The sequence below is a fragment of the Sulfolobales archaeon genome, assembly GCA_038897115.1.
Lineage (GTDB): Archaea > Thermoproteota > Thermoprotei_A > Sulfolobales > AG1 > AG1.
The window spans coordinates 18947-45333 of the sequence record JAWAXC010000005.1 but is presented as its reverse complement, the minus strand read 5'-3'; the positions used below and the strand labels follow the sequence as shown (position 1 = coordinate 45333).

At 44.4% G+C, this 26387-nt stretch carries 25 protein-coding genes and 1 tRNA gene; 17 read left to right on the top strand and 9 right to left on the bottom strand.

What is annotated here, in order from left to right; all coding sequences use genetic code 11:
* The first annotated feature begins 6 nt into the window (after positions 1–6).
* Both QXE01_01665 and QXE01_01660 read left to right on the top strand, forming a co-directional pair.
* Entirely contained in the window at positions 7–870 is an 864-nt protein-coding gene (locus tag QXE01_01665) for an ABC transporter permease (protein MEM4969940.1), read from the top strand.
* 145 nt (positions 871–1015) lie between these two features.
* A complete protein-coding gene (locus tag QXE01_01660) occupies positions 1016–2839 on the top strand; it encodes an ABC transporter substrate-binding protein (protein ID MEM4969939.1) in 1824 nt (607 codons plus the stop codon).
* 31 nt (positions 2840–2870) lie between these two features.
* On the opposite strand, the gene QXE01_01655 is transcribed toward QXE01_01660, so the two are convergent.
* Positions 2871–3566, bottom strand: a complete 696-nt coding sequence (locus QXE01_01655; protein MEM4969938.1) for an AroM family protein — start codon at positions 3564–3566, stop codon at positions 2871–2873.
* A gap of 161 nt (positions 3567–3727) precedes the next feature.
* On the opposite strand from QXE01_01655, the gene QXE01_01650 reads away from it, so the two are divergent.
* The 6 genes from QXE01_01650 to QXE01_01625 all read left to right on the top strand — a co-directional run bounded on the left by QXE01_01650 (position 3728) and on the right by QXE01_01625 (position 9020).
* Positions 3728–4753 (top strand): hypothetical protein, encoded by a 1026-nt coding sequence (locus tag QXE01_01650; protein MEM4969937.1) that lies wholly within the window; start codon positions 3728–3730, stop codon positions 4751–4753.
* Between the two features lie 10 nt (positions 4754–4763).
* Positions 4764–5753, top strand: coding sequence for an aminopeptidase (locus QXE01_01645; protein ID MEM4969936.1), 990 nt, complete (start codon positions 4764–4766; stop codon positions 5751–5753).
* A gap of 1 nt (position 5754) precedes the next feature.
* A complete protein-coding gene (locus QXE01_01640; protein MEM4969935.1) occupies positions 5755–6855 on the top strand; it encodes a DUF917 family protein in 1101 nt (366 codons plus the stop codon).
* Positions 6856–6857: 2 nt separating this feature from the next.
* Positions 6858–7778, top strand: a complete 921-nt coding sequence (locus QXE01_01635; GenBank protein MEM4969934.1) for a DUF1177 family protein — start codon at positions 6858–6860, stop codon at positions 7776–7778.
* A 684-nt stretch (positions 7779–8462) separates the two neighbouring features.
* Complete coding sequence (locus QXE01_01630; protein MEM4969933.1) at positions 8463–8708, top strand: hypothetical protein; 246 nt, start codon at positions 8463–8465, stop codon at positions 8706–8708.
* 87 nt (positions 8709–8795) lie between these two features.
* On the top strand, positions 8796–9020 hold the full coding sequence (locus QXE01_01625) for a hypothetical protein (protein ID MEM4969932.1): 225 nt from the start codon (positions 8796–8798) through the stop codon (positions 9018–9020).
* Positions 9021–9869: 849 nt separating this feature from the next.
* Here QXE01_01625 and QXE01_01620 read toward each other — a convergent pair.
* The 4 genes from QXE01_01620 to QXE01_01605 form a co-directional block, all read right to left on the bottom strand.
* The gene (locus QXE01_01620) at positions 9870–10031 is read right to left on the bottom strand and encodes a hypothetical protein (GenBank protein MEM4969931.1); all 162 of its coding nucleotides are present in this window, start codon (positions 10029–10031) and stop codon (positions 9870–9872) included.
* 13 nt (positions 10032–10044) lie between these two features.
* Positions 10045–11295 (bottom strand): amidohydrolase family protein, encoded by a 1251-nt coding sequence (locus QXE01_01615; protein ID MEM4969930.1) that lies wholly within the window; start codon positions 11293–11295, stop codon positions 10045–10047.
* Between the two features lie 120 nt (positions 11296–11415).
* Positions 11416–12255 carry a nucleotidyltransferase domain-containing protein gene (locus QXE01_01610; GenBank protein MEM4969929.1) on the bottom strand — a complete coding sequence of 280 codons (840 nt, stop codon included), beginning with the start codon at positions 12253–12255 and terminating at the stop codon, positions 11416–11418.
* A gap of 379 nt (positions 12256–12634) precedes the next feature.
* Complete coding sequence (locus QXE01_01605; protein ID MEM4969928.1) at positions 12635–13921, bottom strand: tRNA pseudouridine(54/55) synthase Pus10; 1287 nt, start codon at positions 13919–13921, stop codon at positions 12635–12637.
* A gap of 236 nt (positions 13922–14157) precedes the next feature.
* On the opposite strand from QXE01_01605, the gene QXE01_01600 reads away from it, so the two are divergent.
* From QXE01_01600 to QXE01_01590, 3 genes are all read left to right on the top strand, one after another.
* Complete coding sequence (locus QXE01_01600; protein MEM4969927.1) at positions 14158–14520, top strand: hypothetical protein; 363 nt, start codon at positions 14158–14160, stop codon at positions 14518–14520.
* Positions 14521–14752: 232 nt separating this feature from the next.
* Positions 14753–15610, top strand: a complete 858-nt coding sequence (locus tag QXE01_01595; GenBank protein ID MEM4969926.1) for a 60S ribosomal export protein NMD3 — start codon at positions 14753–14755, stop codon at positions 15608–15610.
* 81 nt (positions 15611–15691) lie between these two features.
* Positions 15692–16546: a hypothetical protein gene (locus QXE01_01590; protein ID MEM4969925.1), complete on the top strand. Its 855-nt coding sequence runs from the start codon at positions 15692–15694 to the stop codon at positions 16544–16546.
* Between the two features lie 27 nt (positions 16547–16573).
* Here the strand turns inward: QXE01_01590 and QXE01_01585 are convergent, their stop codons facing one another.
* The 3 genes from QXE01_01585 to QXE01_01575 form a co-directional block, all read right to left on the bottom strand.
* Positions 16574–17206 (bottom strand): ASCH domain-containing protein, encoded by a 633-nt coding sequence (locus QXE01_01585; GenBank protein ID MEM4969924.1) that lies wholly within the window; start codon positions 17204–17206, stop codon positions 16574–16576.
* 128 nt (positions 17207–17334) lie between these two features.
* Complete coding sequence (locus tag QXE01_01580; protein ID MEM4969923.1) at positions 17335–18066, bottom strand: ABC transporter permease; 732 nt, start codon at positions 18064–18066, stop codon at positions 17335–17337.
* Positions 18059–18940 (bottom strand): ABC transporter ATP-binding protein, encoded by an 882-nt coding sequence (locus QXE01_01575; GenBank protein MEM4969922.1) that lies wholly within the window; start codon positions 18938–18940, stop codon positions 18059–18061. The genes QXE01_01580 and QXE01_01575 overlap by 8 nt, the downstream gene beginning before the upstream one ends.
* A 153-nt stretch (positions 18941–19093) precedes the next feature.
* On the opposite strand from QXE01_01575, the gene QXE01_01570 reads away from it, so the two are divergent.
* The 4 genes from QXE01_01570 (at position 19094) to gcvPB (ending at position 24215) form a co-directional block, all read left to right on the top strand.
* Positions 19094–20434 (top strand): helix-turn-helix domain-containing protein, encoded by a 1341-nt coding sequence (locus tag QXE01_01570; GenBank protein MEM4969921.1) that lies wholly within the window; start codon positions 19094–19096, stop codon positions 20432–20434.
* Positions 20435–20575: 141 nt separating this feature from the next.
* The gene (locus tag QXE01_01565) at positions 20576–21103 is read left to right on the top strand and encodes a hypothetical protein (GenBank protein MEM4969920.1); all 528 of its coding nucleotides are present in this window, start codon (positions 20576–20578) and stop codon (positions 21101–21103) included.
* 210 nt (positions 21104–21313) lie between these two features.
* The gene (gene gcvPA, locus QXE01_01560; GenBank protein MEM4969919.1) at positions 21314–22690 is read left to right on the top strand and encodes an aminomethyl-transferring glycine dehydrogenase subunit GcvPA; all 1377 of its coding nucleotides are present in this window, start codon (positions 21314–21316) and stop codon (positions 22688–22690) included.
* Between the two features lies 1 nt (position 22691).
* Entirely contained in the window at positions 22692–24215 is a 1524-nt protein-coding gene (gene gcvPB, locus QXE01_01555; protein ID MEM4969918.1) for an aminomethyl-transferring glycine dehydrogenase subunit GcvPB, read from the top strand.
* A 124-nt stretch (positions 24216–24339) separates the two neighbouring features.
* Here gcvPB and QXE01_01550 read toward each other — a convergent pair.
* Positions 24340–24424, bottom strand: a tRNA-Leu gene (locus QXE01_01550).
* Between the two features lie 139 nt (positions 24425–24563).
* Here QXE01_01550 and rimI point away from each other — a divergent pair.
* Positions 24564–25058 carry a ribosomal protein S18-alanine N-acetyltransferase gene (rimI, locus tag QXE01_01545; GenBank protein ID MEM4969917.1) on the top strand — a complete coding sequence of 165 codons (495 nt, stop codon included), beginning with the start codon at positions 24564–24566 and terminating at the stop codon, positions 25056–25058.
* A 96-nt stretch (positions 25059–25154) separates the two neighbouring features.
* Entirely contained in the window at positions 25155–26381 is a 1227-nt protein-coding gene (locus QXE01_01540) for a Zn-dependent hydrolase (protein ID MEM4969916.1), read from the top strand.
* Positions 26382–26387 lie beyond the last annotated feature (6 nt).

The following is a 26387-nucleotide window of genomic DNA, read 5'->3' as shown; positions in this document are numbered from 1 at the left end:
AGAAGCATGAAAAAGCTTATGAAAAAGACGATATATTTTTTCTCAATATTGACACAGGCTATTTTATCAAACAAAAGAATCTTAACAGGAGCAACAATTGTATCGTCTTTAATAATTATAGCTGCTGCAGCACCCCTAATAACCTGGTATCCACCGCTTAAGACCCTTGTAGCAAATCCATTTCTACCTCCTAACCCGAGTAACCCGTTTGGCACAGATGATCTCGGTAGGGATATCTATACTAATTCTATTTATGGATTAAGAACCTCTCTTATTGTGGGAGCTTTATCAACAACAATAGCAACATTAATAGGAATATTGATAGGAGCTGTGGCAGGTTATTATGGAAGGGTTCTGGGAGACGTGCTTATGAGGATAACCGATATGGCCTTTATAATTCCGTCCTTCCTCTTAGCTCTATTAATAGCAACTATACTTGGCCCGAATATATATAATATAATGCTTGCGATAGGGGTTACAAGTTGGCCAGGGATTGCGAGAATGACACGAGCAGAGTTTCTAAGAGTGAAAGAACAAGCTTTTGTGGAGGTTGCAAGAGCATTAGGGGTCAGTGATCGTAGGATCATATTTGTACATATATTACCTAATTCATTACCAGCTATAATACCCTATGTTGTTCTCCAAATGAGCAATAATATACTTATAGAGGCAGGTTTAGGCTTCTTAGGCATTAGTGATCCCAATATCCCTAGCCTAGGACAGCTTCTAAATATAGCCCAGCAATACCTCACAACATCCTGGTGGATAGCAGCCTTTCCAGGGCTTATACTATCTTTGCTTATAATAGGCTTTAACTTACTCGGAGATGGATTAATAGATTATATAAATCCTCGTTTAAGGGTTCGATAGGCTTTTCCCACTAACCCCTCAGAAGATCTATAACTAAGTATATTAAGGGACTATTTAATACTTAACATGGTGAAGAGGTATCGTTGGATCTAGACCATATATAAAGATCCTTGGGATATTAAGTATATTAGCATTAATAATGGGGATGGGAATAGCTATAAATACTATTAATGCTGAATCTCAAAGTGTAACTCCTGTATATGGTGGCACCCTTGTTATAGGCATACCTTCTGAACCCCCCAACCTAGTCCTCACAGGAAGCCCTACATGGACTTACTACCAGGTTGTAACTCCTATCTGTAACTCGCTAGTAGATTTCGATCCACAAACTCTTGAATGGGTTCCAGATCTAGCGGAATCATGGCAGATTATAAAGACCAACGATAGCAAAATGCTCGTGGTCTTCTACCTTGTGAGAAACGCTACATGGCATGATGGCGTGCCATTTACATCCCAAGACGTTAAGTTCTCATATGAGAAAATAGGGCCTGTCTTTAATAGCTTTATAGCTGGTATGTGGAAATATCTCGAGGGTATAGATACACCTGACAACTATACAGTTGTATTTAGGTTTAACACAACATGGGGGTTAATCCTCTATCCAGGATATTTCGGAGGGTCGGGCACATGTATAAGTCCTAAGCACCTCTATGAGGGGACAGATATAGCTACTAATCCATATAATACAAAGCCCGTAGGAACTGGACCTTTTAAATTTAAAGAATGGGTTAAGGGACAATATATAGTTCTTGAGAGGAATGATAAGTATTGGAAGAAGGGTCTTCCATATCTCGACAGGATTATTTATAAAATAATACCGAGCTCTGAGGCTATGATGCTAGCATTCCAACGAGGAGAGATAGACTTTGTATGGAACTACGGTATAACCTTTGCACATGCTGTACAACTAGAAAGGATGATAAAAGAGGGTAAGTTACCTGGAAAGAAGGTTTGGTTCTTCCCAAGCCCTGGAGGCTCGCTAGATGTGCTGGGATTCAACCTACATCCAGAAGGGGCTGCACCGTTGAAGGATGTAAGGGTTAGGAAGGCTATTGCGATGGCTATAAATAGATCAGCGATTGCTGAGGTCGTATATTTTGGCAAGGTAGAACCTCTAGACACTATGGTTTCACGAGCACCTGCTACCGCAATGTTCTATCCAGATGCTAAGCAGCCCAGCTATAATCCTGAAGAGGCTAACAGGCTTCTAGATGAGGCAGGATATAAGAGAGGTCCTGACGGAATAAGATTTAAGCTGAGACTAACAATAGATTCAACATCTTACCCATGGTATGTAAAGGAGGCAGAACTTATAAGAGACTTTCTAAGGCAGGTTGGAATAGATGTGCAAATAATAACATTAGATACTGCTGCATGGCATCAAACGGTTTTCAGAAACTGGGATTTCGATATGAGTATATTCCCATTCGTACACGGCCCAGGCCCTGCGTACTTTATCCAGTATTACACGAGCAGAGGTATAGTAAGGGCATCCTGGTCGAATGCGATGGGATATAGCAATCCAAAGGCCGAGCAATTACTTTTCGCAGCTGAGAAAGAGCTGGATAGAGCTAAGCAGATAGAGCTTGTCAGACAAGCCCTAAATATAATAGTTAATGACCAGCCAGCTGTGTGGCTTGTTTCGAGAACCTTTGTAGCACTACTAAATGCAGCATTTTCGGACGAGCTACAGCCAGGTGTATGGGAGAACGGATTTGGTACAAACTACATGAGACCTGAAAAGGTATTTCTAAAGACACTAGCGACACAAACACCTACACCTATAGCTACCACTACACCAGCACCTGGACCCATAGCTACAGCTACTCTTACAGCGGCATTAACACCTACCCCAACTCTAACACCTCTAATAGGTGCCCCCACAGCTAACACGATGATCTATATCGCTATAGCAATTATAGTTATAATAGTAGCGCTGTTTATAGCACTTAGACTAAGAAGGAGATGAGCTTTTAACTTTCAATTGCAACTGTTTTTATTTACTTATTTAGATTCAGGCTATCAACCATCTCTGAAAGAGCTCTGGCTAAGGCTCCTCTCGAGGTTATAATCCTTGTTAGTGGTGATATCTGTTTTATGATCCTCTTATGATTTAGTGAATACCCCATACAATCCATAACGGCAAATCCAACCATATGCTCTTTAAATGTTCTTCCAATTCTAATAAAATCCTCTGGTGTAGAGGTATATGGCGATATTGCTATTATATCTGGATTTTCTAGATATGGAGACCACTTATCCCTTGCATAGCTTATCTGTTCTCTAGCCGGTATTAGAACCGCTGTTTTGCCTCTATATTTAACTCCTGATACTATGCCTTTCAATATTTTATCTGGATATAGTATTGGAACACTTGCTTTAAATTCTGGGAACTCACCAGAGCAGAGTATAGCTATTATATCGACTCCCTTTGAGTCTAAAAGATCTATCTTAACTCTCATCAGATCTAAGATCTTCTCTTTTGAAACCTTAACCTCTGTTCCATCCCTCAACCGCGTTACATATACAACATCTCCAGGGTCAGGAGACAGTTTCCTCTTAATCTCTTCTAATGTGAGATCATCTAGCGCTCCAGCCTCTACTAGTTCTACTTCTGGAGGCAGGATCTTGATCAGATCATCCGTTATATCTTTTCTAGGTGACTGACCTATTGTAACAAGACCTATTCTTACCATATGGTTCCCCACGCAATACATAGTCCTTAGATGTAATAAATATATGCCAATGTATAATGGGAACCTCTTCTCTTAAATAGCTGAGAATAACTAACTATGCTATAATTATAATCACAATATAATATATATTCCTGGTCTATTATTGAATCTCGGCGGTCTATATGAGCTACTTCATGGAGCTCTACAAGGCGGCTATGAAAACTGTAAAGGATCTAGCTCTTGTGAAGCAAGGAGAAAACATTTTGATATTAGCAGATACAGCTATTGATTGGGAGATGATTAAAGCCTTAGCATCTGCATCGTATACACTTGGTGCAGAACCATCGATCACGATATATGAGACGAGAGATGAAGTAGATATCGAGCCTCCTAGGCATGTTGCAGAGGCGATGAGATCCAGCGATGTGATAATAAGCTTGCCACTCATGTATATACTGCATACAAAAGCATATAATGAAGCAATGAGAGCGGGGGCTAGGATATTAGAGCTCACGGGGATGGATCCTGATATGATGATCAGACTTATAGGGAGGGTTGATTATAGCACAATGTGTGAACTAGGTGATAAGTTAACAGAGCTTACTAGGCAAGCGAAGATTATTAGAATTAAAAGTGTGTCTGGAACAGATATAGCTTTTGAGAACGATCCATCGAGACCTGTATTCCACAACGATGGAATATTACGTGAGAAGGGGATCTACAAGCCTCTAGGAGGTCAAATATCATGGGCGCCTAAGGAGGATAGTTTTGAAGGCGTAATAGTGGCTGATACATTTATATGGCCTCCAAGTGATCTAGGAGTTCTGAAGAACCCTGTCAAGTTGGTTGTTAAGGAAGGAAGGATTGTAAAGATTGAGGGGGGTATCGAAGCCAAGATATTTGAGAAATGGCTAGCCTCCTTTAAAGATGATAAAATGTATTATATCGCACACGTTTCATGGGGCTTTCATCCAAGAGCAAGGCTAAGAGGCCTCCCGCTAGAGGATGAAAGGATATATGGTGGAATAGAATTTGGCTTCGGATCGCAGAGCCTTAAATTCAAAGGGAAAATAGGGCTGGCTAAGGCACATACAGATCTTGGCGTCTATAATCCGGACGTCTACTACGATGATGAGCTTATAGCAAGTGGCGGTAGATTCGTTCATAGAGATCTAGTCGAGTTAGATAAAAAACTTAGAAGATATTAGGGTAAGATCGATGACCCAGGTTTTAAGCATTCATAGAAAGGATCTTCTAGATATAGCGAAAAATATAGTTAAAATAAATCTAGGCCTATCAGCAGGAGAGAGGTTTCTAGTAATCACAGACACAGAGAAGATTAACATCGGCTATGCCCTCTTCCAAGCAGGTCTCGAGCTAGGGGCTGAAGCCGTTTTAATAACTATGAAGCCGAGAAGCAGGAATGGTGAGGAGCCTCCAGACCCTGTAAGGGCAGCGTGGCTAGAAAGCGATGTATTTATAGCGCCTACTAAATATAGTTTAACACATACCCAAGCTAGGAGACAGGTTACAGATAAAGGATCTAGAGGAGCTACGATGCCAGGTATAACTGAAGAAATATTTCTTAGAACACTTTCGATTAACTATAAAGCCGATGTTATACCTCTATGCGAAAAGCTTTTTGAGGCTCTGAAGGGATGCTCCGAGATAAGGATAACGAGTGAGCAGGGAACAGATATATCCTTCTCTGTTAGTGGTAGAGAATTCCATCTAGACGGGGGCATATATGATAAGCCTGGCATGTGGGGAAATCTACCTGCTGGTGAGGTTTATGTGGCACCTCTTGAGGGGACAGCTAATGGTGTCGTTGTTGTTGATGGAAGCATTTCAGGAGGAATAGGGGTGGTTAAAGAACATGTTAAAATTATTGTGGAGCGTGGGCGTGCCAAGGAAATCAGTGGAGGTTCCGAGGCTAGAAGACTATATGAGTTATTAGCATCTATGAGAAGCGAAGACGCCTTTAACTTTCCAGCTGAGCTTGGCATAGGATGCAACTCCGCAGCAAGGTTGAGCGGTGTTGTTCTTGAGGATGAGAAGATTTTTGGAACTGTACATCTAGCTTTGGGCGATAACAGCACCTTTGGGGGTAGGGTAAAAGCAGGGATCCACATAGATATGGTTCTCTTAAAACCTACATTATATGCTGATAGAAAAATCATAATAGAGAAAGGTATATGGAGGATATAAAATGGTTCTTCTCATAGATAGCGAGGATAAGATGGAAAAGCTTGTACTCGGCTCAGCATTTCTTGGCGGTGGAGGTGGGGGCGATCTAGTGCTTGGGCTTGAGCTAGCCAAGATATTTGCTAGACTAGGATATGTTGAGATAAGATCTGTGGATGAGGTAAGGCCAGATGCGATAGTAGTTACCACATCTATTGTGGGGCCTCAGAGCATAGATACATGGACAAGATCCTCCTTAATAGCTAACCTTGTAGGATCGGTTAGAGATTTGGAGAAAGCTATTGGAAAACCTATTGATGGTTTAATAAGCTCTGAAATAGGTGCTGTGAACACGTTATCTCCTTTCCCAGCATCTATTTTACTGGAAATCCCAGTTATAGATGCACCATGTAATGGCAGAGCTCATCCAACAGTTTTAATGGGTTCTATGGGGCTCCAAAGGCTCTCAGGCTATGTGTCGATTATCGCTGCTAGGTGGGGAATAGCTGGGGATCGATCCCGAGGATCTGCTGTATTAAAGGGTTCTCTGGAAGAAGTCATCAATATACTCAGAAGCATAGTATCCATGAAGGGTGTGGTGGCTACTGCGAGAAACCCTATATATATTAGCTATGTCAAGGATAACGGTGCTCCCGGAGCTATTGCCCTAGCCTTCGAGCTAGGATCTATGATCTCTAATTATAGATCAGATCCCCTGGAGCTTAGCTATAGAATAGCTGAGAAATACTCTGGAGCAGTTATAGAGGGGTGTCAAGTTATTGAAAGTTTCTCTGAGATAAGAGAAGGCCTGGACTATGGGAGAGTGAGAATTAAATGTGGTAATATGGACTATATATTAGTATATGCTAATGAAAACATATATCTAGAAGATTCTAGTGGGATTATAGCTGTATTTCCTGATCTCATATCCATGATCGATCTAACAACTGGGCTTCCCCTATTGAGCAAAGATCTGAAAGAAGGATCTAGATTCAATATAGTAGTAATAAGGTGGAAGAAACTTAGACTAGGCTCTGGGCTGAGATATCCGGAATCCTACGATCAGGTGGTAAGGGCTATTGGAAGAGATATAAGGGTCTATTTGAAGGAGCTCCTGGTGGGATAGCAATGTCTATGGCACCGAGCGTGATCAGAGTAATAGATATCCTCGACGCGCCAAGAGTTGGTGAAGAGGATATAGAACAGTTGGTGAGTGGGTGCAGAGAAGCATCAATACATTTCGAGAGATTAAAAGGTGAAAAAGGAGAAACCCTATTTACGAAAATAGTATTCGACTTCGGCGGGGGAAGGGGAATAGGTATCATAGGTAGATTAGGAGGTGTGGGTGCTAGACCCCATTTAATAGGCATGGTGTCGGATGCTGATGGGGCTATAGTGGCTCTCGCTGTTGCAGAAAAGCTTGGGAGAATGTGCTCTCGGGGAGAAGAGCTTATGGGTAGATTTGTTATAGCGACTCATATATCTACAAACTCGCCTATAAGGCCCGAGAAGCCTGCTCCCATGATGGATTCACCGGTGGATCTAGATCAGCTGTTAATGAGGGAAGTCGATGAGAGTGTCGACGCCCATATCTCGATCGATGCCACCAAGGGGAATAAGGTTATAAAGATAAGGGGGTTCGCCATAACACCTGTGGTTGTCAGGGGGTGGATCTTGAGGCCTACTGAAGAGGTGCTTGAGATATATAGCTGGATAGCTGGTAGGCCCCCGATCCTTGTGCCTATAACTATGCAAGATATAGTCCCCTTTTCAACACCTGTGAAACATATTAACAGCATTCTACAACCATGGCTATATACAGATACACCAGTGATGGGTGTTGCAATAACTTCTGAGAGCGTTATACCTGGATCTGCTACGGGGGTAACAGATTTAAGCTCCTTAGAACCAGCATCTAGATTTGTTTTAGAGATAGCCAAGAAGTACACATCTAGATCTATTGAGATATATTACGAGAACGAGTATCAAACCTTACTGAAGTACCACGGAGATCTTAAGGAGATAATGAGCAGAAGGGTCAGATCTTAGAGGCACGCTAGATAAAATGCCTTAATATAAGATCCTATACTCTAAATAATTACAATACACTAATACTGTGAACTTGTGTTTAGTTATAGTTGGGCATCTAAAACCTAGTGCTAGTAGCGAACCTGAAGTTCCGAGACTCATGAGACCTAGATTTGCTTGGCCACAATATTAGTTCCCTGTAACAGTGGCACCCCAATAGACCTGGCTCTTGTGGTGAGTACTTTATAATCACTTCATAGTTGATTCTATAGTTAACGCCTTGACCATTAATAATTATATAATATACAAATTATATAATATATATTATGAGAATTATATGCTGCTTTCTACATATTTTTATGTATTGCGCTTAGAAGTTATTAAAGTGGTTAATGGGGTTTGAGGTTGCAATAGTGACATATAGGAGTGATATTAATGAGAAAATGAGCACAATCACTTCATGAAATTAAGAGACTATAGAAAATTCTATGGATACCTCTTCCATAGCTATATACCAGCTAATTTTATTACTGGAAAGAAATAGCAATTAGCCTATTCTTGTTCCTATACTCAAACTCTAGCGTCTCGACGAAGGGTCTATCCTCGATCGACTCAATTATAACTGGAAGCCCTGACATTTATGACAGGGATAGATGCTTCTAAGGCTTCTAAGATTTCCTTCTAGATGCTCTATGGTCTCTAGTGTTGAGGAGGCTAATCCTTTTCAATAGGTGTGAGGGTAGTCCAGAGCTGGGGACTGTGGAGCTCCTTGAGAGATACAGGGTGGCCCTGAAGTATGTCCTCTATAAGATCCTGAGCTCAAACTTAAAAACACTTAGGGATATGTCTACAGAGCCTTCTACAGAGAGATCAAAGGAGGTCTTCGGATTACCATTGAAAATGGCTTTGGACTGCTATAGGGATGCACTGGCAATAGCCATGTCTTGGTAGAGGAAGCCTAGAGGGGAAAGAAACCAAGAGTTAAGGAGCTATCGATGATGCTTCGCCCGGGATCTAGCTATAGGGTTGAGGATGGCTATGTGGAGATCGTGGGTAGGGGGGCTTAAGCTCATCGGCTGGGACAGGAGATACGATCAGTATGAGAACGGGGAGGCAATGCTTGTCTATAAAGATAGAAAGATGATCCTCTGGATCTCAAAGAGGATCCCGAAACAATCTGAGTGTATCTCCAAGGATGCCACTGCAATGGATTTTAATGAGAGGAAAATCGTTTATGGGGATGAGAACATACATTTGAAATGAATACTGGGATCGAGAGAGCATATAGATACGTCCTGTTGGCTGAGGCTCTGCAAGCCAAGTACTCATCGCCTGACACAGGCTTAGAGGAGGAGAAAGGATATACTCAACAGATTCAGAGCATACCATAGGAGAGCCAGAAACATCCTAGATGATCGCCAAAGGAAGATATCCTCGGGAATTGTCAGGGTAGCGTTGGATCTAGGAAAGCAGTAGCTAGAGAAGATCTTAGGGGGCTTCTGAATAGGCTGAGAATGATAACTAGCAAGGATCACAGGGCTAGCTGATCATAATAGGCTATAGAAGGTTCTGCATGTGGATCGACTAGAGCCATTGATTGGATGGAGCTTGAGGGAAAGGAGAGGTTGAAGAGTCCGTACAAGCCTTGAGCATATACGATAAATATGTAGTAATGGATAGAGCTAGAAAGGGGGAATCCATAGATGGAGATATAACAGCCATAACGCTAGTCGAATACCCGAAGATAATCTATTGAATCTATTACAGGAAATTTAAAGGTAGCATAAAGTTTCCAGTGGGAGAAGACTGTATTTTAGCCCGCAGGCTATAGCTAAAACTAATAGAGAAAGGCAAACCTCAACAAGCAACAGACCTTATCATAGCAGCTTAGCAATAAGGCTTAGAGAAGAGCTAGCCACAATGGATAAAGAGCTAGGTTATGACTTTAAGCTCAAGCTAATAGCTTAAACCAGGATATCATCTAGCTAAGCTAATGAGAACGATAGCGGTAAACCACAAACCAGTGAACCGCCCCAAGGGAAACCAGCCCTTCGAGGCAGGGAGGAGGTCAGATACCTTGCTGTGTATTCCATGCCCAGCTATCTCATATGATCATACATGCTGATGCATAGGGCTTCTCGAGGCAAGATCTACCATATAGAAGCCTCTTTCTGAGTACTCTATATACTCCTGCGGAGTCTTTGCTAGATCGCTAAAGGATCCCGATGGAAGGGGTGAGGACTGTAAGAGGTAAAGGCAGAGGTCTAATATCAAAATGCATTAGCCTCTATGAAGTCCAACCTTTTATATATAATCTAGATATCTCTTCATTTTCGGCAACTATTTTACTGCCTCTTATAACGTATAGTGGTGCATCGTGCCTTGATATGGCTTCGCGCGTGTTCTTAGCCCTATGGACTACGATTAGGGCTTCGCATCCCACGTTAAGACCGCATCTACCTAGATTCATTGCCGCCTTGGCCCTCCATGTTATCATGTCCATGAGAATTTCTATATCGCTCATCCCCATAGACCTTGTTATATGGCTAGCCAGGAATGCTATTTCGAGCATGTTGCCCCTGCCATAAGGGTAATATGCGTCTTCAATATCGTCCTGCCCTAACGCAACGTTGATCCCTGAGGCCAACATAGATCTGTATGGGGCATAGAGGGGCCCTGTATGTGGGGCTATAACATATGAGATGCCTGCAAGCTTAGACAGCTCGATCACCTTGTGTAAATAGGGCTTTGGATACAGTGCTAGAGCCCTGGCATGGTATGCTGATACCCTTCCAAACCACTGATTCCTTATAGTAGCTCTAGCCAGCTTAGCAGTTGTTCTAAGGCCCGGATCTCCCGCATCATCTGTAAGCATAGCTATATCTCTATTGAAACTCTTCGCAAGGGTAAAGGCTCTCTCTATATGTTCTTCCACATCTTCCTCGAACTCTATCCATGGGATCCCTCCTACGACATCTGCCCCCATCTCTAAGGCTTTAGCTACATATTCATAAGCCATTTCATCCCTTACAAGGCCTTCCTGGGGAAATGCCACTACCTGAAGATCTACTATACCCCTTAACTCCTCTCTAAGCTTTAGAAGGGCTTTTACAGCTTCTAACCTGGCTTTGCTATCTGTATCAGCAAAGGCTCTCACATGCAGAACTCCATATCTGATCATCTCAGCTATAGCTCTTCTAGCATTTCTATAGATCCAATCCTCTCTATATCTCTCTTTTACGCGACTAGCAATTTCGATTGCCAACAATGAATCCTCCATCATATTGCTCTGATAACGCTTAAGAGCCTCATCCCCTACGAAATCAAGAGTATATACCTTGCATAGATGTATATGTGGATTTGCAAGAGATTCAGTAACTAGGTTTCCTCTAGCATCTATCTCGATAGATGCTCTGCAGGGTATAGTCTCACCTATATAGATTATCTTGTCTCCAGAAACCGCTATGTTAAACATCTTGTCACTTGGATAGCCCCTTATACGCGCATTCTTTATGAGAATGTCGCATTGCTCTGTCAAATAATTCCCCCTATAAATGTTTTATAGGGCTATATAGTATGTTAATTACGTCGGGAGCATTCTAACTTAGATGGTTCTCTTTATAGCCTATCGGATCTGGAGGCATTTGTGTTGAACACGTTAATTTTGATTGCATAAGATATCCTCTACCTCTGTAGCCTCGGATCCTCTGAGCCTCAGTCTCTTTAAACCTGTAGTGCTCATTAACTCAACACGGAATACAAGCCATGTATCCTCTTCACAGGCTACTACTGCTAATAGCTTGTCTGCAAGGCTGTCAAGCACTTCGATCCCCGTCTTCTCTAGGCCTAGCTTTCTTGCTATCAACTCTATCGACTCTTCTATAGCTTTTCTAAGTTCTTCTGTCCTGGTTTCTCTTCTTCTCATTTCGATGAGCTTTTTGAGGAGCTCCCTCAGATCCTCTGGGCTTCTGGATAGCAGCTCCTCATCAGAGACTGGAAAGCCCTCTTCATCGCCTTTGAGCGAGTAGAGATATCTAGCTAGATGCCTCACCGAGTGGTAGAGGTATGAGACAGATTCTTTAGGCGTTTCTAGATAGTAACTTTCTACTGCTAGCCCTAGAGCCGCGAAAATTGATTTCCTCAGAGTCCTTATAGTATACTGGGTTATTCTGGGCCTAGACTTTATCAGAGCAAGGCATCCACGATCTAGTAGGACTATGGAGTATCTAAGCATGAAGCCCAGGGGATCACCCTTCTCGATCAAGAGATTCAGATCCTCTGGAGTGAAGACAACTATGTTGACTCTAGTACCCATAAACTCTAAGAAGTGGAAGCGCTTCTCCGGAGCTTTCTCCACCAGAACTAGAACATCGATATCGCTGACCCCTGGCACAAAGTCAGAGGGTCTTGCAGCTGAACCGAAGACCACTACTGAGCATATATCTCCTAGACCTATTTTCCCAGGGAGTTTAGATAGAAACTCATAGGCCGTAGCCAAGAAACTCTCAGAACCCCCCACAGAGATCAAGATCCTTCTCCCAGGCTATTATCGTAGCCACCCCTATAAACCACAAATACCCTATACATCAATCTTTGAGCCAATAACTAAAAGCATTCTAAAGCCAGCAAGTCTCCAAGGTATTCAAAGTATTCTAGGACTTCCTATGATAATATCTCACTTAGTATCCCTCTCCTCTCGAGCTATTCTTGGTTAAGAGGATATACCTAAGTAATGCTTTATCAATGCCCTTCTTTCATTGAGGCTTTTCCGTTCACACCATATACTAGCTTGACCTCGTTGATACCTTATAAATATATTTAATAAATAATATAGCTTTAATAGTTTTTGTTGTTGGCTTAGTCGATCTGAATAGGTTTTAGAGTTCCGTCCAAACCACATCTAGCTCTATACATGTTACATCTGTCCCTAATATTTCTGCGAAGCTGGGCTTTGTTCTTCCGTCGTCACCGCTTACCAGCTCCTTTATATATAGTCCTCCTGAGGCTTCTACTAGGCATTCGAGGAGGTTATCGGCTATCTTGGTGCATTTTACTTGGTATACGTGTTTTATCCTCTCTATATCTTTTCTCCTGTGGAGTGCTCTTGTTGGTGTTCTCTGCCTTATTGTTCTGTTTCTCATCTCCTTCTCGAGTCTCCTGATCTCCTCTTCCCCCACTTCTCTTTCGGCTAGCACTAGGATTCTATAGATCTTCCTTGCAATGCTGGATCTCCTCTTGTTTATCCTTACCTCGCCTTTCCTGCCCCATCCCTCTACCTTGAACTCCACTAGTTCTCTATATCTGTTTAGGGCTTCCTGAACTTCTTCTAGGCTGGCTCTTCTCCTCCTAGGAGATCTAACCTCGATCACAGCTCCCCTACCGGTTCCAAGCATCCTAGCATCTATATCCTCCCTCCCGAAGGCATGCACAACTACCTCGGATCCTCTGAAGAGCTCTGCCAGGGGTTTCGATGCCTCCTGTACCGAGAAGTACTTGGGGTTTCCGTTCTTCAATATGGTTGACTGGCTTATCATCCTCCACTTCTTCCAATACCTAGCCCTTATCAATATGCTTCTAACCTCTATATCGATCCCTCCGCTAGGATATCTCACAACAATGGTTGCCTCAGGATCCCTTAAATCAGCTGTAAACCCTCCGAGGGCTTCTACCCTCTTGCCTATCTCCCTGCTTATCTCATCCTTGAGCTCCTCATAATAGATAGATCCAGAGGCCCTGATGATCTCAGCCTCGATAGACTTTACAGGCTCCTCAACAACAACCCCTACTAGGAATCTCGAGATATCCCAGCTCCTCAGAAGATCCATAGCCTTTCTAGCTGCTTCCTCTATAAATAGATCCAGGGATCCACCGCATATCGAGCATGGAACAAGGGATAGATCAGAGCCTGTCAGCCTTCTATATAGGCCAGAGGCCCTAACACCAATCCTAGGAGCCATCTCGAGAAACTCCTCCCTAGCACCAGCATCCCCCATCTCTATAGCCTGGTGATATCTCATCACAAGCATTGTCTTAACAGCAGAGCCCCTCTCAGCATTATCCCATCCATAGCCGAGACGAGCATATAGCCTACCCAAACACCTATCACATAGAGAATAGCTCTTAAGAATCCTCCTAGAGATCTCTATAAGCCCCTCCAGCCCCATCCCATAATATACATGGCATAGCCAAATCTAAGGCAGAAATAGTATGGATCAATAGAGATGTTTAGGCCTGAAGCGAAAGAGGTTAGAAGGGCTCATTAGGGGAAAGACATAAATATAGATCCCAAGAGAAAAATCCCTTATAAGGGGTGCATCGAAGGCTATGAAGATAACAGATGAGTTATTGATAACAAATCCACAGAGACCCGAGGGTCGCTAGCAGGGCTAGGGGTGAAGCGATGCCCAGCCCCTGCACAGATCTATATAGAGAGGTGGAGAGGCTATTAGAAAAAATAGCAGGGATCAACTATGGTCACAGCTATCTAGAAGCTATTATAGGCGATAGAAAGCTGGTGATATGGTGTATGGAGAACCCGCTTAACATAGTAGCAGATCTCTATAGAGTTGAGGAGAGGGATGGAGCACCCTATGAGATATTCATCCAGAGGATTGAGCTCGGCGATCATATAAAGAACGCTGTGGAGCTATTTAGAAGCATAGCAGGTATCGAGAGGATCCTATATAATATAAGAAGGCATATAAAAATGCATACGATAAGGAGCAATCCTATTTCTGAAAAGAATATAGATTCTATTGTGTGAGTTCCAACCTCTACTTCTAAAAGCACAGGGTCCTAGCCCTTGATGCTGTAAAAACATTATTGATAATAGATATGATTGTGATGATAACTATAGAGCTGTAGAGCTGTGAATAGCCTTAGTCATATATGCGGGACCTCATCACTCCTCAGGTCCGGGTTCTCTAATCATCCATGTTATCTATGTTTTGGAAAGATATATCCTCTCATATCTGTATACATATGGAGCTCTGTGGATGAGGTTCTGCTCTCGATGTGGGAGGGAGGAGTCTGTTATCCCCATGGTTAGACATCTATGTGTTGAATGCTATCTCGAGCTCTATGGAGTCGATCTAGTGCCCAGATCTATTGATCTTGTTCAATGCCCATCATGTGGTAGCTATAGGATTGGCGATAGATGGATAGCCCCTATAGATATTGGGGGTGAGGAGAGGGTTTTGCTAGCATATATTGTTGAGGAGAGCATATCCATGCCAGAGGGTTTTGAATCAGCTGAGGTGGAGGATCTCAGGGTATATAGCACTGAATATGGAGAGGCTATGGAGGCTAGGCTGAGGGTATCTATCAGAGGTAGGATCTATACGCTGTCTAGAAGACTTAGACTCTCCAGGGTTAGGAGGCTATGCCCTGTATGTCATATGGCTAGGGGTGGGGGTTACCAGGCTATCCTCCAGATCAGAGGGCATCCATCGATGGGTGAGGATCTTAGGAGGAGGGTTGAGAATATAATCGCTGGCATGCCAGAGGCAATAAGATCTATGGTGGTTGAGTTCAAATCATCTAGAGAGGGGATAGATCTTAAGCTCGCATCTAGACAGGCTGCGCACTCAATAGCAAATACCATTAGGAAGGAGTTGGGAGGGGTTATCAAGACATCTGAGGAGGGCGAGATTAGAGGTGGTATGAGGGGTAATAAGAGGTCTAAGCTGGTTATAAGCCTCAGAATAGCGGATCTGAGGGAGGGGATGTATATAAAGGTGGGGGGCAACCCATATATAGTTGAAAGCGTCTCAGGTAATGAGGTGGTTCTACAGGGTAGGGATGGTAAGAGGCATGTAATGTCTATAGAGGATATCCTCAAGGGCAGAGAATAGCTGGGATCAATGGGTAATGGTTACTGATCCTCGGAGTAGTAAATATTAGCCCCATAACAGCTTTAATCATTGGGAGAGTATTTGAACCTCCTAGGAGTTGCGATGGGCCTCTACGCAGGGCTAACGGTATATCTGGGCTTCGCAATCCTCGCTATTAGGAATATAAGTAGGGAGAGGCTGGGAATGCTAAACGCCATGGCCGGGGGTCTTCTGGGATATCTCTTTGCAGAGATCTCTGTGGAGCTTGTTGAGAAGCCTGAGGAGATGGCTAGGGAGGGTAGGTGGTTGGATTACACAGTATATGCTGTAACAACTAGTATAGCATTGATAGCAACCCTCCTGATCCTAGCGTATATCGAGAGGAGGCTTAAGACGAGGAGTGCAGCGGCGAAGGAGTGGGCTAAGCTCGGCCTCAGAATGGATCCATGGACTCTGAGCCTCCTACTCTCCATAGGCCTTGGAATACATAACCTGGGTGAGGGGCTAGGGATAGGCTCGGCTCTATCCATAGCAGATCTAGGGCTAGCAATACTGCTCTCCATAGGATTCGCGATACATAATGTGACAGAGGGGTTCGCGATCTCATCACCCCTCCTAGCTGTGAGGCTGGCAAAGACGCTCCCAAATGGTGAGCAGGCGATAGCTATAACATCTAGGGGGCTTGTTACGAAGCTCCTGATCCTGGGCCTCATAGCTGGTGGACCAACAGCTGTTGGAGCCCTAATACTATCATCAGCACCTCCCAACGAGCTTATAATAGATGTTGCTATGACATCTGCAGCGGCCTCGATAATATATTCTGTGTTTAACATGAACCTCTCGGCCATGGGTCAGCTGAGGGGGGATCCGGTGAAATTCTGGTTCTCAATATTCCTGGGCTTCCTAATAGCAATAGCTGTGGAAACAGCTCTTGCATCTATGAACCTACCGATATAGCCCCAACAATGGGAAGGACAGATTATCCTAGGATGCTTTAGAACGCTTCTCCATTAAAGCACCATCTCTTGAGATCCTCTCCGCCATCCTCCTAAGAATACGCCTAATCCTCCTCCTAGCCTCTATAGAGCCATATAGCCTTATAGAAGCCCTCCGAATACTCCTGCTCCTCAAAATCTCCTCCAACACCCTGATCTCCTCCGCATCTAGCTCATCTCTATATCTCTCCAGCGCTAGCCTAGCTATCACATGGGGTTTTAAACCTCTATATGGATCTCTAACAGCCTCTGAAGGGATCTTATTCAATACCCTGAGCTCTATGATTGTTACCTCATCCTCAAGAGAAATGTCTCCATATCTCCTCCTCAGCTCTCTAATCAGCTCCTCCAGAGATCTGAACCCGTCTCTCTGGGCATCATCATCACTTAGCTCGGATACCCTTTTAAATCTATAGCCTATGATCTCTGCGATACATGCTGGCCTACCCCTGCTATGGATGATGATTTCCTTATACTTAGGAACTATTCTTCCAAGCCTTATCGTTGTCTTCTTCCTCCCATCTAAAAGCTTCTCTAGATGCTCACCACTCATCATCAAATACCTACCCAAGGTCTTAACACCGCCTTTAGATCCTCTACTATCTTTTTTCGATTCGATCATTTTCCAGATGCATCGCCATATTCATATGTTAAGAAGAGAGATATATAAACATAGATCGAAGTGGATATTGATTGTATAGAGTGGATTATAGATGGCTCTAGCAATGTGCCTCCTTTTAACCGATGCAGCTAAAGGGTCTTCACACCTAATCTATTTATTATAACTAGAATTATGGTGATCCATATTAATAGGATTCCTACTAGAATCTGTGGATCTGCAGCTGCTCCCAAGCCTCCTATGCTCCTCGCAAGCTCGGCTCCAGCCACGGTTGGTATTAGTAGCGATGGGTATCTGAGGTATTCTGGGAGGGTTGTTGCTGGGTATAGTACGGGTGGGAGGAATGATAATACAGATGCTATTGGATTTGTTATGGCCGATACATTCCCAGGTTTTCTGATACTTAGTGCTATGGCAACCCCTATCAATGCTGATACCATCATAACAGGGATCGATGTTACTATAGATATAATTGCAAGCCATGTATAGCCAACCACAACTCCCAGGCCTATGAAGACCAGGAGGCTTGGGATCACAAACAATATGCCGCCTAGGAAGATGCCGATGGTGTATAGCCTTAGCGATGTTGGTGATACTATGAATAGCTCGAGTATCCTCGCCACCTTGTGCCATCCAATCACCTGGCCTACTATGTTGATTCCATAGCCAAATGCTGTCATGATTGTGCCACCCGTTATGAAATACTCAAAACCCCGAGAACCTCCCCAGATCCAGAGTATTATAGCTATAGAGATTTGTATGAAGATGCTCTGGATAATCCATGCAGGCTGCCTTATAGAGAAAGCCATAACCAGCCTAGCTATGCCGATAACCGATCTAATGGCTTTTAAAATTCTAATCACTCCCCACCACCCCTATATAGTATAGATAGGCATCCTCGAGGCTAACAGGCTCTATAGAGATCCTATCAGCTGAGGAGGCCTCGATAGCTGAGAGGGCGTCAGATCTATTTGCATAATATGCTATGAGAACATCTCCAACCCTCGCTTTGGCAACAGGGTTAGGGGCTTCACCGCCGTCTCTCACCAATATTTTATATCTATATGGTAGGGTCTCCACAAGCTTTCGAGGATCTCCGATGGCTCTTACAACCCCATTGCTTATTATAACCACCTTATCGGCTAGGATCTCGGCCTCTCTCATTTCGTGAGTAGTATATATTATAGCCCTCCCATATCTGCAAGCCCTTCTAATAGACCCCCAGATCTTATATTTAGCCTCGACATCCAGTCCAGAGCTCGGCTCATCAAGAAAAACAATCTGTGCTCCACTCGCTAGAACCATTGCTGCGAGAACCCTTCTCCCCTGACCACCGCTCAGCCCCCAGAGAGACCTATTCCTCTGATCCCAGAGCCCTAGCTCCTCAAGCCAATGCCTAGCCTCTCTACCCGCATCTGATATAGAAAAACCCCTTGTAACGAGATACCATTTAACAGCCTCGTATGGGGTCCAGTTGGGGTCTGGATCGCTGTTCTGGGGCATAAGGGCTATGTTTCTTCTGATCTTCCTCCAATCCCTATATATATCATAACCCGCTACAAAGCCCCTACCCCTGGTAGGCCTTATAATGGTTGTGAGCATCTTGATAGTGGTTGTTTTCCCAGCGCCGTTGGGTCCTAGAAGCACTGTTACCTCTCCATAGCCTGCTGTGAAGCTGATATCCCTAGCTCCCCATACATTGTTTTCATATTGCTTTGCAAGGGACTCGGCGACCACGGCCTCCAATGGTTTCACCACGCTTTTTGATCAAAATCGTCATCTATAAGGCTGATGCGGAGAAGACTCTGCAAATACAATCCAAATCCTATGCCGAGACGGCTCTGCATAATCTATAAGCTTGACGAGCCACCCCTATATAGTGGAGATATCATGTCGAGCGACGATACAGAGAAGATATTCGAGGTGATAAGCCATAGAATTAGAAGGGCTATTATAGAGAGCATAGCCGAGAAGGGCCCTAGAAGCTTTACCGAGCTTATGGACGATGCAGATGTAAGGGATACTGGGACAATGACTTTTCATCTAAGAAAAATGGCTGGATTTATAAGGAAGAATGAGAAGGGGCTCTACGAGCTAACGGATCTCGGTAGAAAGGCTTATAACGCGATCAAGATGATTAGGGGGGAAGAGGCAACATCTAGAGAGCCTTCAAAGCCTGGAGAGGCTGTGGAGGCGGTGGCAAAGACTGGGAAGGGCAACGATCTAGTTATACTGGGCGATGCTCTCAGGCTTATTATAGATAGAGGCCTTCTAGAGAGTATAAGATCTAGGGGGAAGAGGCTTCTAGTAAAAGACGCTCTAAGGGTTGAGGTTGCCGAAGACATCGATCCAGATCTCTTTAACGAGGTTGTTGAGGAAATAAGCAATGTGATATCCCTAACCGTCCCCGAGAAACTAAGATCTATAGTCCAGGCCAAGGCAAGGAATGTTGTATCCATAAAGACGGGAGCATCTAGAATAGCCTCGGCTGAAATGGTGTCACAGGTGATCGAGGCTGTTAGCTCCACCATATCTTCCATAGTGCCGAGCATACTCAATGCTGTTACATCATCTATATCGAGATCCATATCCAAGGATCAGACCCTGATATATAGAGAGAAGTATCAGGGTGTCAACTCCGTACATCTAGACCTCAGCGGGGCGAGGATTGAGATAAAGGATGGAGAGGGTTCGGAGGCTGAGGTATCTATATATGGGGATAATAGATGTGATTATGATGTTTCTATGAGAAGTAATACTCTAAAGATCAGCGCTTCGGGATGTAGCGTTACTGTTAAAACACCTAGCAAAGTGCTGGACGAGCTTTTCTTAGATTCTAGCGGGGCTCAAATCTCTATAGAGATTCAACATGGTGTCAAGAGATTCAGAGGATCCTTCTCAGGTGGACTAGTAAACACTAGAATCGATGGTTTAAGAGATTCAGAGTTGTCTATAGATGTTGCTGGGGGAAAGATAGATATAGATCTAGGCTACACGGCATTTGAAGGGAAATCGAAGGTGAGCATCGATCTCTCCGGCGGAATCCTAGATCTAGAGGCTAGGGTCCCGAGCGGTGTTGGAGTTATATATAGATTGGATAAAGTAGGTGGCTGGGCTAGGGTAGATATCGATAGAGAGCTCATGGTGCAGCAGAACCCCAAGGGCATTGTTGACACAGAGATCGAATTAAGCGGTGGGCTAGCATCTATAAAATTTAGAAGGGTAACGTGAAACTAGGAATAGCATGATTAAAACCAACCTACTTAGAAGGGCTTGGTTGAGGATCGCTACCTAGTCTATGGTATGATGTTTCCCTATACGTAGATCGATTCTGCAAAAGAGATATAGGTTCTTTGGAATTAATTAGTGGGTATGTGGAGCTCTGCGAAGGTGCTCTCGCTAACCATCCCAGTATCGCTAATCCTTATAGTGGCTTCTATCTACTTAAGTATTTGGCTAGTGATCATATTGATCCCCCTCCTCATCCATCTCATAATGGTGCTTTCAGGGTATCTATACTATAGAATACGTGGATGTCCCCAGACGTCATATTTTGGGAGGAAATATGTATATGCTGGAGATAAGCGGGTTGATGTGCTTGGAGAGATCGTGCATACATCGAGTGGTAAGAGCTCTACCATATACCTGGTTAGGGGCAGGGCTCTTCCACTATCATTTCTCCTCAACCCTATTCTGCTCTGTGTATTCACATACTTCTCACCAATTAAGCTGGCTGATGGTATCTATGAAGCCTATGGGGCCATGTATGGCTCGATCTATGTTCTCAGATCAAGAATCGGTGGGGAGCTCAGAGATCAGGATATAGGTGATTTATCAAAATATATGGAGGCTATATGCTATCATAGGGTAAAAGGTCTTGAAAGCCGGGGGTCTAAGTAATGATGTCTATGAGGTGGTGTTAAATAGGTTGGTGGGGATTGGGGGTTGATGTGGGGGCCTTCTAGTGGGGTATTAGATCTATTGATCCATGTTGTGATAGGGGATCTATAAGCTAGCTAGGAGGAGGCCGGGGCTGATCCCATGGGCTGAAGATCTCTTGTCATAGGCTTTTTATTAGCTTTTGCTGTGATGAAGTTATGTGGAAGCCATATGTATCATAGCTGGATACCGAATTCGGATCCCATTGTTAAGAGGGAGATGCTGAGATTCATTGGCAAGGATGTTGAGGATCTCTTTGGGGATATTCCGGAGAGTATAAGGCTTAGAGAGCCTCTAAAGGTTGGGTTTGGCAGGCCGCTTTCTGAGTATGAGGTCTATAGGATTGTTGATAGGATTTTATCTAGGAACAGGGTTTTCAGAGATCCCCCGCCCTTCATAGGTGGTGGGGTCTGTGCTGGCTATGTACCATCTATAGTTAGGTTTCTAGCCCTCAGAGGAGAGATCTATACCTCTTACACTCCATACCAGCCCGAGATCAACCAGGGGGTGCTCCAGGCTATATTCGAGTACCAGAGTATAATGGCTGAGCTATATGGTGTTGATGTTGTTAACGCCTCTATGTACGATGGATCTACAGCTGTTGCGGAGGCCTTCAGACTCGCTATGAGGGCTACTAAGAGGAGTAAGATCCTTGTTCCAGCCACTATGAACCCCTTCTACAGATCTGTTGCATCTACATGGCTATCACCTGTTAGAGGTGTTCTGGAGGAGTATAGGGTTGATGAGAAGGGAGATCCAGATCTCGGGGATATATATGGGAGGGTAGATGATAATACAGCGGCGATCTATCTAGAGAACCCAGGGTTTCTGGGGAATATAATAGAGGATCCAGAGGCTGTTGGGGAGATAGCTAGGAAGAAGAGGGCTCTATTCATAGTATATTCAGAGCCAACAAGCCTAGGGATCCTCAGACCCCCCGGGGAATATGGGGCTGACATAGTTGTTGGCGATGGCCAGAGCCTAGGGCTCGGTCTTAACTATGGTGGTCCAGGTCTCGGGATTCTGGGGATAAGGATGGATCAGGAGCTCTTGAAACAGCTACCCGGGAGGCTTGTGGGAGCTACTGTAGATGCTGATGGTAGGAGGGGATATATGTTGATCCTCCAGGCTAGGGAGCAGCATATAAGGAGGGAGAAGGCTACGAGTAACATAACTACTAACTCCTCGCTCATGGCTATAATGGCCACGATCTACATAGCCTATCTAGGGGGTAACGGAATTAGAAGGCTGGGTGAATCGATTCTTAGGAGAACACAATACGCTGTAGAGAGTATTAGGAGGAGACTATCTGGAAAGGTTTCAATAGCTTTGAGGAGCAGGCTATTCTATAGAGAGATCCCCCTGAGGTTCCATGGGAAAAGCTATGGTGAGATCCATAGGGATCTTCTCGAGAGAGGGATCCATGGTGGGCTATGGTTGAAAGGGCTTTTAAAGGGGTTTGAGGATTGTGCTCTCTACTGCTTCTCAGAGATCCATAGTAGGGATGATATAGATAGGCTTGTCCAGGCGCTAGCAGAGGTGGCTTGAGATGTGGAGGCAGGCTAGATGGGATGAAAAGCTGATCCTAGAGATGGAGAGGTATACCTCCCAAGGGCCCTCGATACCCTATGAGGATCAGTTCACGGATATAGAGATCGAGATCCCGGGCAAAATAGCTAGGGCGAAGCCACCATCAATACCATCTCTATCCGAGGTCGAGGTTGTGAGGCACTATACAAGGCTATCACAGATGTCCTACGGGGTTGATGTTGGCCCTGTACCCCTGGGCTCATGTACTATGAAGTATAACCCGAAGATCATGGATCTCATAGCCCTAGACCCAAGGATCACAGATCTACATCCTCTCCAGGATGAAGAGACGGTTCAAGGTCTTCTAGAGATAATATATACTACCGAGAGGTGGCTCTCAGAGATAACGGGGATGGATAGATGCTCCTTCCAACCCCCAGCAGGATCTGCTGGCGAGCTTGCAGGGGCTATAATGATTAGGAAGTACCACCTAGATAGGGGGGAGGATAGGGATGAGATGCTGATCCCAGACTCAGCACATGGATCTAACTCTGCTAGCGCCGCAATGGCGGGCTTCAAGGTGGTTAGGATCCCAACTGGTGATGATGGTGAGGTATCTATGGAGGCTCTTAAGGCCGCGTTAGGCCCTAGAACAGCTGGGATCATGCTTACAAACCCAAACACCCTTGGGATCTTTGAGAGCAGGATCCTCGAGATATCTGATCTTGTTCACAGCTATGGAGGCCTTCTATACTATGATGGTGCGAATCTAAACGGTATCCTAGGGGTTGCGAGGCCAGGTGATATGGGCTTCGATATTGTTCATCTAAACCTGCACAAGACATTCGCAACGCCTCATGGGAGTGGAGGTCCTGGGGGAGGGGTTGTATGTGCTAGGGGAGAGCTTGTTGACTATCTCCCAAGGCCCCTCATAGCTAGGCAGGGCGATAGATATTTCTGGGATTATGAGTGTAAGAGGTGTATAGGGATGGTAAAGGCATTCTATGGAAATATAGTTCCTGTTATAAGGACATTTATCTATATATCCATGCTCGGCCCCCAAGGCCTTAGAGAGGTCTCTGAGATCTCTGTGATCAACACTAACTACTTTATAAAGAAGCTGTTGGAGAAACCCTACTACGAGATCCCATATAACCCTGAGAAGCCTAGGAAGCACGAGGTTGTGATAAGCGCCTCGAAGATAGCTAGGGAGACGGGGGTTACGGCTGAGGATATAGCTAAGGCCCTTCTAGATGAGGGGCTCCACGCACCAACAATATACTTCCCACTAATAGTTGGCGAAGCCCTAATGATAGAGTTTACAGAGACAGAGCCTAGAGAGGTTATAGATATATATGCAGAGGCTTTAAACAGAATAGCTGAGAAGGCATATAAAGATCCCTCTGTATTAAAGGGATCACCTAGAAACACATCAGTATCAAGGCTAGATGCTGTAAGGGCTAATCATCCAAAGACAGTGGCTCCAAGCTATAAGATATACCATGGGCTTGTATCATCTACAAAGGATATTGAGAAGAAATAGGATATTCTCATAATGAGTTCAGATAGCCCCAGCACTGTAGGCCAGCGAGTTGTGCTCTATAGGGCATTATTAAGCATTGGTGGGGTGTGCTGGTCGATCTAGATAAAGAATATAGGTTATGAGGTGCGGGGGGTGGGATTTGAACCCACGCAGGCCTGCGCCATCGGGTCCTGAGCCCGACCCCTTTGACCTGGCTCGGGCACCCCCGCCCAAATAATATATCTATATATCGAGCTTATAGAGGTTATGTTCCTATGTTTGTAGCCTATATACCCCATGTTATCTGGTTTATGCTGATACCTCTATCTTATTTTTTACTCTCCATATATCCATTTGCTTGGGGGTTCGATGTTTTCTAAAAATGTTTCGAGTTCTGGGTATAGGATTAGGGAGGCTATGATGAGCGATCTTGATAGGATAATAGAGATCAATCTTAGGAGCCTTCCAGAGCATTATCCAAGGTATTTCTGGGAGCAGCATCTAATTGAATGGGGCAGGATCTTCCTTGTTGCTGAGGTTGGTGGTGAGGTTGTTGGGTATATGATGAATAGGATTGAGGAGGATGAGGGGTTCTTCAAAGGGGATTTTGTGAGGAGGGGGCATGTTGTCAGCATAGCTGTTCTCGAGAACTATAGGAGGAGGGGTATTGGTAGGGCCTTGATGATTGAGGGCATGTCTAGGATGAAGAATCTCTACAACGCTCAAGAGGTTGTGCTAGAGGTTAGGGTCAGTAATGAGCCTGCGATAAACCTATATAGATCCCTTGGCTTCAAGGTCGTAAGGATCCTCAGGGGCTACTATCTAGATGGTGAGGATGCATATCTAATGGCAGCCCCTCTATAGGGTTTAACGATCTGACGAGAAAGGATTTGATCCCACTTAAATTGCTTCTAGATCCAGAGATATATTTCTCCTCGGATATGATGGGTTGGTGATTCCTTGCCCCAAGATCTCCTAGATCCGCAGAGGTTTCTCGAAACGTTCAGAAGATTCTCCGAAATAGGGTGGGATAGTGAGAGGGGTATGTATAGGCTTTCTCTGAGTGAAAGCGATCTAAGGGCTAGGAGGCTTTTAATAGAGATCCTAAGATCCATAGGAGCCTCCATATCATATGATGAAGCAGGGAACATAATCGCAGAAATAAGAGAGGGGGATGAGGTGATTGCAATAGGATCGCATCTAGACTCTGTACCAGGCGGTGGGAAATATGATGGTGCTCTTGGGGTTATAGCTGGGCTAGAGATTCTGAGAATAATAAGTCTCTCTCGCCTCAAGACTAGGCATAGGATCATGCTTATAGATTTTACCAATGAAGAAGGTTCTAGATGGACCCCCTCTCTAATGGGTTCAGGCCTATCCACAGGAGTCTATGATATTAATTACATATATTCTAGAAGGGATCGAGATGGGATTAGCTTTGGAGAGGCGTTGGAGAGATCTGGTTTTAAGGGGGATAGAAGGAATAACCTCGTGAATAGGCCTCCCAAGTATTATCTAGAGCTTCACATAGAGCAGGGCCCCGAGCTAGATTCTGAGGGATATCAGATAGGGATCCCACTGGGGATTGTATCGATAAGAAATTGGGAGTGCGTGTTCAGAGGAGAGAGCAATCATGCGGGCACAACTCCTATGGAGGCTAGGAGGGATCCGCTGATAGGGTTTTCAAAGCTTGTCCAGAGGGTTAGAGAGTATGCTTTGAGGAGAAAACTTGTGAGAGCTACTGTTGGGAGGGTAGATGTATATCCTGGGATACACAATGTGATCCCGGGAGAGGTTAGGTTCAGCCTAGAGGCTAGGAGCCCCGAGGATAGATATTTAGAGGATTTCGAGGGGTTTGTGGGTAGGCAGGGAGCTGCGATAGCTGATGAGGAGGGCATCGAGTTCGAGTTTAGAGAGGCTTTCACGATAAGGGGTGTTAGGTTTGACGATGATGTGGTCTCTGCGATTGAGGATGCATGTAGAAGCCTCGGGCTTCGCTATAAGAAGATGTGGAGCTGGGCTGGTCATGATGCTCAGCATATGGCTAGGATTTCGAAGACAGGTATGATCTTTGTACCATCTGTTGGTGGTAGAAGCCATAGTAGGGATGAATATACTAGGGATGAGGATATGATCAATGGCCTCAGGGTTCTTCTAGAAACCGTTTTGAGGCTTGATAAGAGATAGCTTTGG